The following is a 12,119-nucleotide window of genomic DNA, read 5'->3' as shown; positions in this document are numbered from 1 at the left end:
CCGGAGGATTATTTATGATTATATTAGGGAAAAAACAGGTTCTGACAGTAGTCAGAACCGTGGAATTCGGCATATATCTGGCAGAAGACAAAAATGCGGCTCCTGAGGAGCGTGTTCTTCTCCCCGGGAAGCAGGTACCGGCAGGGACAAAGGAAGGCGACAGTCTTGAGGTGTTCATTTACAAAGATTCCAAAGACCGTCTGATCGCCACGACCAATAATCCCATGCTTCAGGTAGGGCAGACTGCAGTTCTGAAAGTGAAACAGGTCACAAAGATCGGAGCATTTCTGGACTGGGGGCTGGAAAAAGACCTTCTTCTTCCGTATCATGAACAGGTTTTGCGTGTGAGGGAAGGTGAGGAATGCCTGGTGGCTCTTTATGTGGACAAGAGCAGCCGTCTGTGTGCAACCATGAAGGTTTATCCGTATCTTTCTACCAGAACGCCGTATAATATTGGTGATGAAGTCAAGGGACGCGTATATCAGATCAGTGAGAGATTTGGAGTGTTTGTTGCGGTAGATGATAAATATTCCGCACTGATTCCTGCACGGGAAGCCCAGGGAAAATACCGCCCCGGAACAATTCTGGATCTTCGTGTTACCGAGGTAAAAGAAGATGGTAAAATGAATGTTACCGACCGTCAGAAGGCATACATCCAGATTGAAGAAGACGCAGAAAATGTTCTTTCCGTCATTGAGGAATTTGCCGGTGTGCTGCCGTTTGATGATAAAGCTTCTCCACAGGTCATCCAGAGAGAATTTGGCCTGAGCAAGAATGCATTCAAGCGTGCGGTGGGTCATCTTCTGAAGGAAGGAAAAATAGAAATAAAAGACAGACGTATCTATAAAAAATAAAGCAGCTGTTCTGACAGAAATCGTCTGGTAACTGCAGAACAGCAATGAGATAACAGGAGAGATATTTTGAATTTTACACATCTTCATGTCCATACAGAATACAGCCTTTTGGACGGCTCAAATAAAATAAAAGAATATGTATCCAGAGTGAAGGAACTGGGCATGGACAGTGCGGCAATCACTGATCATGGCGTCATGTATGGTGTGATTGATTTTTACCGTGCTGCCAGAGATGCCGGGATTAATCCGATTCTCGGATGCGAGGTTTATGTGGCGCCCGGATCCCGATTTGACAGAGAAGTGGGCAGCGGTGATGACCGTTATTATCATCTGGTTCTCCTGGCAGAAAATAATCAGGGTTACAGCAACCTGATGAAAATCGTATCCAAGGGCTTTGTGGAAGGATTTTATTACAAACCGAGGGTAGATCTGGAAATACTGGAAAAATATCACGAAGGAATTATTGCTCTCAGTGCCTGTCTTGCCGGTGAGGTGGCGAAATATCTTACCAGAGGCATGTATGAGGACGGGAAGGCAGCAGCTCTGCGATATCAGGATATTTTTGGAAAAGGCAATTTTTTCCTGGAACTTCAGGACCATGGAATTCCGGAGCAGCAGAATGTGAACCAGCAGCTTCTGCGTATGCATCAGGAGACAGGAATCGAACTGGTTGCCACTAATGATGTGCATTATACCTATGCGGAGGATGCGCAGCCTCACGATATTCTTCTCTGCCTTCAGACCGGCAAAAAGCTTGCAGATGAGGACCGCATGCGTTATGAGGGCGGTCAGTATTATGTGAAATCTCCGGAAGAAATGGCACAATTATTTCCCTATGCGCTGGAGGCTCTTGAGAATACGCACAAGATTGCACAGCGCTGTCATGTGGAAATCGAATTTGGTGTGACCAAGCTTCCGAAATATGATGTTCCTGACGGATATACATCCTGGGAGTATCTGAATAAGCTCTGTTTTGAGGGTCTGGAACGTCTGTACCATCCGGTGACGCAGGAACTGAGAGAACGTCTGGAGTATGAATTATCCACGATCAAAAACATGGGGTACGTGGATTATTTCCTTATTGTATGGGATTTTATCAAATATGCCCGCGACAATGATATTATGGTGGGGCCGGGACGTGGTTCCGCAGCGGGAAGCCTTGTGGCGTATACGCTGGGGATCACACAGCTTGATCCGATCAAATATGACCTTCTGTTTGAGCGTTTCCTGAATCCGGAACGAGTGTCCATGCCGGATATTGACGTGGATTTCTGCTTTGAACGCCGACAGGAAGTCATTGATTATGTTGTCCGCAAATACGGCAAGGATCGTGTGGTACAGATTGTTACTTTCGGTACTCTTGCGGCCCGTGGAGTGATCCGTGATGTGGGCCGTGTTCTGGATATGCCGTATGCTCAGGTGGATACCATTGCCAAAATGATTCCTCAGGAGCTGAACATTACCATTGACAAAGCACTGGAAATGAATCCGGAGCTGCGTAAGGCTTATGAGGAACAGGAGGATGTTCATTATCTCATCGATATGGCGAAGCATCTGGAGGGACTGCCCCGTCATACGTCCATGCATGCTGCGGGTGTTGTTATCAGCCAGAAGGATGTGGATGAATATGTTCCGCTTTCCCGGGCGCAGGACGGTTCCATTACCACACAGTTTACCATGACGACTCTGGAGGAACTGGGACTTCTGAAAATGGATTTCCTGGGACTTCGGACATTGACGGTTATCCAGAATGCGGTAAGACTGATTGAAAAAGATACGGGCGCTCATCTGGATATGCAGTTTATTGATTATAATGACAAAAAAGTTCTGGATTCCCTTGGAACCGGCCGTTCAGACGGTGTGTTCCAGCTGGAAAGTGCGGGCATGAAGAACTTTATGAAAGAGCTGAAGCCTCAGAGCCTGGAGGATGTAATTGCGGGTATTTCCCTGTATCGTCCGGGTCCGATGGATTTCATTCCTCAATACATTCGCGGCAAAAATCGTCCGGATACGATCCGTTATGACTGCCCGCAGCTGGAACCGATTCTGAAGCCGACTTACGGCTGTATCGTATATCAGGAACAGGTAATGCAGATTGTGCGGAATCTGGCGGGATATACCCTTGGACGAAGTGACCTGGTGCGCCGTGCCATGTCCAAGAAAAAAGCCTCCGTCATGGAGAAAGAGAGGCAGAATTTTGTTTACGGAAATCCGGAAGAGGGAGTTCCGGGCTGTATTGCCAACGGAATTTCGGAAAAGACAGCGAATAAGATTTATGACGATATGACGGATTTCGCCAAATATGCGTTTAACAAGTCTCATGCGGCGGCTTATGCAGTGGTTTCTTATCAGACTGCTTTTCTGAAATACTATTATCCGGTGGAATTTATGGCTGCGCTTATGACGTCCGTCATTGAAATGCCGAACAAAGTTGCAGAGTATATTCTGGTCTGCCGTCAGATGGGAATCAAAATTCTTCCTCCGGATATCAACTGCGGGGAATATGGATTTTCCGTGGATAACGGCTGTATCCGATATGGCTTGTCTGCAATCAAGAGTGTTGGAAGACCGGTCATCGAAGCGCTTGTTCAGGAACGGAAAGAACGGGGAGAGTACCGTTCTCTCAAAGATTTTATCGAACGCATGACGCAGAGCATGAATAAACGTGCCATTGAGAATTTTATCAAGGCTGGTGCGCTTGACTGTCTTGAGGGAAATCGCCGTCAGAAGATGACAGTCTACACACAGATTGTGGACAGTATCAATCAGGACAAAAAGCATTCCATGGCAGGACAGCTCAGTCTGTTTGACATTGCCAGTGAGGAGAATAAGAAGGAATTTGAGATCCGCATGCCCAATGTGGAGGAATACGACAAAGAGGAACTTCTTGCTTTTGAAAAAGAAGTTCTGGGTATTTATCTAAGCGGACATCCTCTGGAAAAATACCGAAGTGCCATGGAAAAAACCATCACTGCGAAGTCCACAGATTTTCAGCAGGATGAAGAAACCGGATATCCTCATGTGATGGATGGACAGAAAGTCATCATCGGCGGTATGATTACGGATAAAACCATCAAATATACGAAAAATAATAAAGTCATGGCATTTCTTACTGTGGAGGATCTGGTGGGAACTGTGGAAGTTGTTGTTTTCCCGAGAGATTATGAGAAATGGCAGACGATGATTGGCGAAGAAGCCCGGGTATTTATCCAGGGCCGTGTTTCAGCAGAGGATGACAAGGCCAGCAAGATGATTTTGGAAAAGGTTCGTTCCTTTGATGACATTCCTAAGGAATTGTGGTTCCAGTTCCGTGACCGGGAAGAATACGCCGAAAAAGGTCCGCAGCTTCTGGAGGAACTCCGCAGATATCCGGGCGGGGACAGCGTTGTGATCTATCTGCGTGATGTAAAGGCCATGAAGAAGCTTCCGGTTGGTTATCAAGTACAAATTCAGGATTCCTGGGTCAATGAAATGAAGAAAAAATATGGAAGTTCCAATGTTAAAGTTGTGGAAAGAGTATTGAAAAACTTTTAAAAATGCTATACACTATATCCGAATATGTGTACTATTGGAAGTTTCAGCAGCCCGGCAGAGGGGCGGCTGGCTGACAGAATGAAAAGATGGAGGACAAAATTATGGCAGATAACAAAATTAAGACCATTGGTGTACTGACCAGTGGTGGTGATGCACCTGGTATGAATGCCGCGATCCGTGCCGTTGTAAGAAGAGGATTAGCTCAGGGCCTGAATGTAAAGGGTATTCTGAAGGGATATAATGGATTATTAAATGAAGAAATTATTGATATGACTGCCAAAGATGTTTCAGATACCATTGAACGCGGCGGTACTATCCTGTATACTGCACGATGCGCAGAATTCCGTACACTGGAAGGACAGCAGAGGGGTGCAGAAATCTGCAAAAAACATGGAATCGACGGTCTGGTAGTCATTGGTGGTGACGGTTCTTTTGCAGGTGCACAGAAACTGGCAAACCTTGGAGTAAACACCATCGGTGTTCCTGGAACCATCGACCTGGATATCGCATGTACAGAGTATACCATCGGATTTGATACAGCAGTAAATACCGCTATGGAAGCCATCGATAAAGTACGTGATACTTCTACTTCTCATGAGAGATGCAGTATCATCGAGGTTATGGGACGCGGCGCCGGCTATCTTGCACTGTGGTGCGGTATTGCCAATGGAGCAGAAGACGTACTGATTCCGGAGAAATATGATTATGATGAGCAGAAGCTGATCAATAACATCATCGAGAGCCGTAAGCGCGGTAAGAAACATCATATCATCATTAATGCAGAAGGTATCGGACATTCTGAGGCAATGGCAAAACGTATTGAAGCAGCAACCGGTATTGAGACCCGTGCTACGATTCTCGGACACATGCAGCGTGGTGGTAACCCGACATGTAAGGACAGAGTATACGCATCCATGATGGGAGCTATGGCTGTAGACCTTCTTGTTGCAGGCAAGAGCTGCCGTGTAGTAGGATACCGTCACGGTGAATTTGTAGATTTTGATATTAATGAGGCGCTGGCTATGAGCAAGAACGTGGATCCGTTCATGTGGGAAGTTAACCAGTCTCTTTCTCATAATTACAATAAATAATAATGTATCAGAAATTTATCAGCAGATTACGTAAGATGACAACTGCCCAGGTAATTGCCTGCGGCTTTGCAGTACTGATTCTGATAGGAGGGATCATTCTCCGGATGCCGTTCTGTACGGCTCCGGGGCAGAGTACCTCTTTTACAGATGCTGTTTTTACAGCAACGACATGTATCTGTGTTACCGGACTTGTGACTGTCACAACGGCGACACACTGGACTCTGGCCGGCAAGATCGTGATGCTTATTCTCATACAGATAGGCGGAATCGGATTTATTGCGTTTGCCAGTATTATTTTTATTACTCTGCGCAAAAAAATCTCCATGCGCAGCAGAAAAATGATACAGGAATCCTACAATCTTGATCAGATGTCCGGTCTTGTGACTCTGGTAAAGAAAGTCGTTGCGTGTGTGTTCGGCGCTGAGGCGATCGGCGCTGTGTGTTATGCATTTTGTTTCATACCGGAGTTTGGTTTGGTGAAAGGAATCTGGCAGTCTGTTTTCACTTCCGTATCTGCTTTCTGCAATGCAGGTGTCGATATTCTTGGTGAAAACAGCCTTATGCCCTATGTGGATGATCCGGCAGTCAATTTTATCACGATTATGCTGATTATCACAGCCGGTCTGGGATTCATTGTCTGGTGGGATGTGGCGGACAAAATCAGGAAGGTTTTCCGAAGAGAGCTTTCTGTTCATCGGGTATTTCGCAGCCTGCGTCTTCACAGCAAGCTGGTTCTTACGACTACAGCAGTTCTTGTGCTGGGCGGAACCGTTCTTATCTTTCTCTTTGAGTACAACAATCCCCGAACTATGGCGCATATGCCGCTCTGGCAGAAACTTATGGCATCTCTTTTTCAGTCAGTTACCACCAGAACAGCAGGTTTTCTGACAATCGATCAGGCGGCTTTTTCCAGTGCATCGGTGCTTTTATGTCTGTTTTTAATGTTTATCGGCGGTTCCCCCATGGGAACAGCTGGCGGAATGAAGACCACGACAGTTGCAGTGATGTTTTTGAATGTGGTATCCAATCTCCGGGGGAAGGAAGATGTGGAATTTCGTCACAGAAGAATCCGCAGTCATTATATCCGTTCAGCAGTTGTGATTATGGGAATGGGATTCGGAATTCTTCTTATGATGAGTATGCTTTTGGCAGCAGCAATGCCGGAAACATCTCTTATTGATATTGTTTATGAAATTACATCTGCCATTGCAACGGTGGGGTTGTCCAGAGGGCTGACATCCAGGCTTACTTTGGCAGGCAAATGGATTGTGATTCTGACCATGTATCTGGGAAGAATCGGACCGATGACTCTTGGCATGGCAGTGGTTGTCCGGGCACAGAAGCGTTCGGAGAAGGCGCAGCTGGCAGCTGAGGATATCATGATTGGATAAACCTGTAAGGAGAAGATATGAAAGATAAATCGTTTGCGGTGATCGGCCTGGGACAGTTTGGTATGACACTGGCTACTACACTGGCGGAGAGTGACAACGATGTCCTGGTGATTGACGATAAGGAAGAAAATATTCAAGAAATTTCAGAAAAAGTGACATATGCGGTCAGGGCCGATGTACGGGAACCGGGAATTCTGGAAACTCTTGGTGTTCAGAACGTGGATGTGGCAATTATTGCAGTCGCTGAAAACATGGAAGCCAGCATTATGGCTACCATGCAGGCTAAGGACTTGGGAGTTCCTTATGTTATGGCGAAGGCAATGAACAGTCTGCACGGAAGGATTCTCAGCAAGATCGGAGCGGATAATGTAATCTATCCGGAGCAGTCCATGGGTCTGCGAGTTGCGAAGAATCTGATGTCCGGCGGATTTCTTGATATTTTTGAACTTTCTTCGGAGTTCAGTATTGCCGAGTTCCGCATACCTGAGAAATGGGTGGGCAAAACTCTCAGTTCTCTTAAGGTTCGTGAGAAACATAAGATTAATATCATCGGTATTAAGAAGAATGATGAAGTGCGTGTGGATTTGAATCCGGAGGAAAAATTGCCGGATGAATGTACTTTGATCGCAGTTGGAAAAAATAAAGATCTGAATCAGACCCATTCATTCTGAATACCAGGAAGAAAAGCAGAGGATCATTTATGATTACCAGTTTGAATAATGAACAGGTAAAGAATATTATACAGTTGAATCAGAAGACAAAAGCCCGGAAAAAACAAGGGCTTTTTGTTGCAGAAGGAAGGAAAATGTTCGCAGAGGCACCCCGTGACTGGATTTCAAGAGTTTATGTGACGGAGAGTCTGTCTGAAGACGAGGAACTGATGGAGCATGTACGGGAACTGCCGTATGAAATCGTGGCGGATGGAGTTTTCCGACAGATGAGTGATACGCTGACTCCACAGGGAATCCTTACCGTTCTGAAAACACCGTCTTATACATTGGAAGATATTTTTCGCAAAGAGCATCCGTTTGTGATGGTGCTGGAGGACCTGCAGGACCCAGGAAATGCGGGGACGATTTTCCGGACAGGAGAAGGGGCAGGTGTGGATGGAATTCTTCTTACAAAAACCTGTGTGGATGTGACAAATCCGAAGGTTATCCGTTCCACCATGGGTTCTGTGTACAGAATGCCTTTTCTATATGTGGAAGATGTGGTATCATTAAAAGAGAGTTTTTGTGAAAAAAATATCCGCACATATGCAGCTCATCTGAAGGGTAAAAACTTTTATGATGGGGAAGACTATCGGGGAGGAACCGCGTTTCTGATCGGAAACGAGGGGAATGGACTGAGTGAAGAGGCGGCCTCGGCAGCGGACTGTCTGATAAAAATTCCCATGTGCGGCAGAGTGGAATCTCTCAATGCTGCGATGGCAGCAGGAATTCTGATGTATGAAGCAGCGCGTCAGCGCAGGAACTGAGAGAGGTGCAGTTCCATGAAGAAATTCATCATTACATCTGAATGAGTTTTATCAGATGATGATGGAAATGTCTGGCAGAGCATATACGGGAAGGGGGAATTTTATGGATCCGTTCATATGGCTCGCAATACTTGCGGTATTACTGGTCACAGAAGCGATTACGGCAGGACTGACAACCATCTGGTTTGCCGGAGGTGCCCTTGTGGCGGCAGTTGCGTCCTATTTCGGGGCAGGACTGATTACTCAGCTGATGCTGCTTTTGTGTGTATCACTGGTGCTTCTGATTTTTACAAGACCGGCTGCAGTGAAGTTTATGAACAAAGGTGTGACAAAAACCAATGCAGAGAGCCTGATCGGCAGAAAAGCCGTTGTCATTCAGACAATTGACAATCTGGCACAGACCGGACAGGTGAGAATCAGTGATATTGAGTGGATGGCAAGAACGGCTTCTGATGGTATTGTAATCCCGGAAAATGCAGTTGTTATGGTAAAAGAAATACAGGGTGTAAAATTGATTGTTGAAGAAGTACAGGAGGGTTAAGCGATGGGAACAGGTATTTTTGTTATTATTTTACTGGTACTTTTGCTGTGGATTCTGGCATCTTGCATCAGAATCGTGCCGCAGGCCTATGCAGTTGTTCTGGAACGCCTTGGTGCATACCGTGCTACATGGAACACAGGTATTCACTTTAAAGTTCCGTTTATTGAGCGTGCAGCCAGAAAAGTCAACCTGAAGGAACAGGTCGTAGATTTTCCGCCGCAGCCGGTGATTACCAAGGATAATGTTACTATGCAGATCGATACAGTGGTATTTTTCCAGATCACAGATCCCAAGCTGTATGCTTACGGTGTGGAAAATCCAATCATGGCAATCGAAAATCTTTCTGCGACTACACTCCGTAACATTATTGGTGATATGGAACTGGATGAAACTCTGACTTCCCGTGAGGTGATCAATACCAAGATGCGCGCATCTCTGGATGTTGCCACAGATCCGTGGGGAATCAAAGTGAATCGTGTGGAGCTGAAGAATATTATTCCTCCGGCAGCTATTCAGGATGCCATGGAGAAACAGATGAAAGCAGAACGTGAGCGCCGTGAGGCGATTCTGATCGCAGAAGGTGAGAAGCGGTCTACCATTCTTGTGGCAGAAGGTAAGAAACAGTCTGCAATTCTTGATGCGGAAGCAGAGAAACAGGCAGCGATCCTTCGTGCGGAGGCTCAGAAGGAGCGTATGATCAAAGAAGCGGAAGGTCAGGCAGAAGCAGTGCTGAAAGTACAGAAGGCAACCGCAGAAGGTATCCGTATGATCAAGGAAGCCGGTGCAGATCAGTCGGTTCTTACGCTGAAGAGTCTGGAGGCCTTTGCAAAAGCTGCTGACGGCAAGGCAACGAAGCTGATCATTCCGTCAGATATTCAGGGAATCGCAGGTCTTGCGGCATCTCTGAAAGAAATTGTTAAGGATGAGGAAAAATAATATAGAACCACAGAGGAGGAGATTATTATGAATTTAAAAGGACGGAATTTCCTGACACTGAAAGATTACACACCGGAGGAAATCGTATATCTTCTGGATTTGTCTGCAGATTTGAAGGCTAAGAAAAAAGCCGGTGAACTGCATGAGTATTACAAAGGCAAAAATATTGCACTGATTTTTGAAAAAACCAGTACCAGAACACGCTGTGCCTTTGAAGTGGCAGCACATGATCTGGGCATGGGAAGCACTTATCTGGATCCGACAGGTTCTCAGATCGGCAAGAAAGAGAGTATTGCTGACACGGCGAGAGTTCTTGGAAGAATGTTTGACGGTATTGAATACCGCGGATTTGGACAGGAAATCGTGGAAGAACTTGCGAAACATGCGGGTGTTCCTGTATGGAACGGTCTGACCAATGAATATCATCCGACTCAGATGCTGGCCGATATGCTGACTATTCGCGAGCATTTCGGCAGACTGGAAGGAATCCGTCTGGTTTATATGGGTGATGCCCGCTACAATATGGGAAATTCCCTGATGGTAGCTTGTTCCAAGCTTGGCATGCATTTTACCGCATGCACGACGAAGAAATATTTCCCGAATGAAGAACTGGTTGCACAGTGCCAGGAATGGGCGGAGGCTTCCGGCGGTTCTGTCACTCTGACAGAGGATGCGATGGAAGGAACCAGAAATGCGGACGTGATCTATACGGACGTATGGGTTTCCATGGGTGAGCCGGACGAAGTATGGGAAGAAAGAATCCGTGAGCTGACACCATATAAAGTTACGAAGGAAATCATGGCAAATGCCGGAGAAAATGCAATTTTCCTGCACTGCCTGCCTGCATTCCACGATCTGAAGACAAAGATCGGCAAGGAAATGGGAGAGCGCTTCCAGCTTACTGATATGGAAGTAACGGATGAGGTGTTTGAGTCTGTACAGTCAAAGGTTTTTGATGAGGCAGAGAACCGTATGCATACCATCAAGGCGGTAATGGTGGCAACTTTGGGTGAGCCGGAGAGATGATGACAGAGATGAAATTTGACGAAAAGACAATTTCAGATGCGATACATACGAAATGGGCGGGTAAAACCGTCCATTTTGTGGAAGAAGTGGATTCTACCAATGAGTGGGCGAAGAAACTGGGAAAAGACGGTGCAGAGCACGGCACTCTTGCAGTGGCGGATTATCAGTCGGCAGGCAAGGGACGTCTCGGCCGGAGATGGACGGCACCTTCCGGAAGCTGTGTTACCATGAGTATCCTTCTTCGCCCGGATTTTGAACCTCAGTATGCGCCTATGCTGACGGTTGTGATGGGACTGTCTGTTGCGCAGGCGGCTCAGAAAATAGGTGTGGAGACTCTGATCAAATGGCCGAATGATGTGGTGGTTTCCCGAAAAAAAATCTGCGGAATTCTCACAGAAATGAGCGTTGAGGAAGGTAAGATCCGATATGTGGTGAGCGGAGTGGGAATCAATGTGAATCTGGATACGATTCCGGATGAACTGGCAGACAAAGCGACCTCTCTTTATCTGGAAACAGGGAAGAAATTTGACAGGAATGAGATGATCGCATACGTAATGGAAGCTTTTGAACAAAATTACGAAAAATTTGCAAAAACATGTGACCTGACTTTTTTGCAGGAAGATTATAATCGTATGCTGGCAAACTTTGGACAGCCGGTGCGTGTGCTGGATACGATCGCTCCTTATGAAGGGATTGCCCGGGGAATTGATGAGAAGGGTGAGCTGATCGTAGAGAAGACGGACGGTACGAGAATATGTGTAAGTGCCGGGGAAGTATCGGTACGCGGATTATACAGTTATGTGTGAGAAATGAGGAGTTATCGGTATGCGGATTATACCGTTATGTGTGAGAAATAAGAAGCCATCGGTGCGTGGATATGGAGGAATTATGTATCAGGAAAATATTGTGCTCTGCGGAGCAAGCGCTTATGAACAGAAATTTTATTTTAATCATGATTTCGATTCCCTTCCGGAACATGTGAAACAGGAACTGCAGGTTCTCTGTGTACTTTATACGGAAGAAATCGGAGGAATCCTGACACTGGAATTTGATGAACAAGGACATCTTCAGTTTAAGACAGAAGCAGAGGACAGTGATGGATTTTTTGATGAGATCGGCAGTGTGCTGAAAATCAAAAAAATTCAGACGGAAAAAAGAGAATTGCTGGAATCTCTGGAAATTTACTACCGGGTATTTTTCCTTGGGGAGATTCCGGATGAGGAGCTGCAGAAAAAAGTGGATTCCGTGGATAAAGAGGAATAAATCATG

Annotated in this window: 11 protein-coding genes; all 11 read left to right on the top strand. The window is 46.1% G+C overall.

The annotated features are described in order from the left end of the window. Positions 1-14: 14 nt before the first annotated feature. The 11 genes from ACTNEW_RS08055 to ACTNEW_RS08005 all read left to right on the top strand — a co-directional run bounded on the left by ACTNEW_RS08055 (position 15) and on the right by ACTNEW_RS08005 (position 12,113). A complete protein-coding gene (locus ACTNEW_RS08055; RefSeq protein ID WP_441059786.1) occupies positions 15-854 on the top strand; it encodes a CvfB family protein in 840 nt (279 codons plus the stop codon). A 66-nt stretch (positions 855-920) separates the two neighbouring features. Beyond that, positions 921-4,388, top strand: coding sequence for a DNA polymerase III subunit alpha (locus tag ACTNEW_RS08050; RefSeq protein ID WP_441059784.1), 3,468 nt, complete (start codon positions 921-923; stop codon positions 4,386-4,388). Between the two features lie 101 nt (positions 4,389-4,489). Continuing rightward, positions 4,490-5,479 (top strand): 6-phosphofructokinase, encoded by a 990-nt coding sequence (gene pfkA / locus ACTNEW_RS08045; protein ID WP_441059782.1) that lies wholly within the window; start codon positions 4,490-4,492, stop codon positions 5,477-5,479. A gap of 35 nt (positions 5,480-5,514) precedes the next feature. After that, on the top strand, positions 5,515-6,870 hold the full coding sequence (locus ACTNEW_RS08040; protein WP_441059780.1) for a TrkH family potassium uptake protein: 1,356 nt from the start codon (positions 5,515-5,517) through the stop codon (positions 6,868-6,870). Positions 6,871-6,887: 17 nt separating this feature from the next. Beyond that, the gene (locus ACTNEW_RS08035) at positions 6,888-7,541 is read left to right on the top strand and encodes a potassium channel family protein (protein WP_441059778.1); all 654 of its coding nucleotides are present in this window, start codon (positions 6,888-6,890) and stop codon (positions 7,539-7,541) included. Positions 7,542-7,570: 29 nt separating this feature from the next. Further along, entirely contained in the window at positions 7,571-8,347 is a 777-nt protein-coding gene (locus tag ACTNEW_RS08030) for a TrmH family RNA methyltransferase (protein WP_441059776.1), read from the top strand. 103 nt (positions 8,348-8,450) lie between these two features. Continuing rightward, entirely contained in the window at positions 8,451-8,888 is a 438-nt protein-coding gene (locus ACTNEW_RS08025) for an NfeD family protein (RefSeq protein WP_441059774.1), read from the top strand. 3 nt (positions 8,889-8,891) lie between these two features. Next, complete coding sequence (locus ACTNEW_RS08020; RefSeq protein ID WP_441059772.1) at positions 8,892-9,824, top strand: SPFH domain-containing protein; 933 nt, start codon at positions 8,892-8,894, stop codon at positions 9,822-9,824. A 27-nt stretch (positions 9,825-9,851) separates the two neighbouring features. Continuing rightward, on the top strand, positions 9,852-10,850 hold the full coding sequence (gene argF / locus ACTNEW_RS08015; RefSeq protein ID WP_441059770.1) for an ornithine carbamoyltransferase: 999 nt from the start codon (positions 9,852-9,854) through the stop codon (positions 10,848-10,850). Next, positions 10,847-11,656 carry a biotin--[acetyl-CoA-carboxylase] ligase gene (locus ACTNEW_RS08010; protein WP_441059768.1) on the top strand — a complete coding sequence of 270 codons (810 nt, stop codon included), beginning with the start codon at positions 10,847-10,849 and terminating at the stop codon, positions 11,654-11,656. Before argF ends, ACTNEW_RS08010 begins: the two co-directional genes overlap by 4 nt. 82 nt (positions 11,657-11,738) lie before the next feature. Then, complete coding sequence (locus ACTNEW_RS08005; protein ID WP_441059886.1) at positions 11,739-12,113, top strand: DUF6145 family protein; 375 nt, start codon at positions 11,739-11,741, stop codon at positions 12,111-12,113. Positions 12,114-12,119: the final 6 nt, after the last annotated feature.

This window comes from Blautia sp. HCP3S3_G3, from assembly GCF_052063365.1.
Classification (GTDB): domain Bacteria; phylum Bacillota; class Clostridia; order Lachnospirales; family Lachnospiraceae; genus Blautia_A.
Note: the sequence above shows the minus strand (reverse complement) of the source record. Positions and strands in the feature narration are given on the sequence as shown.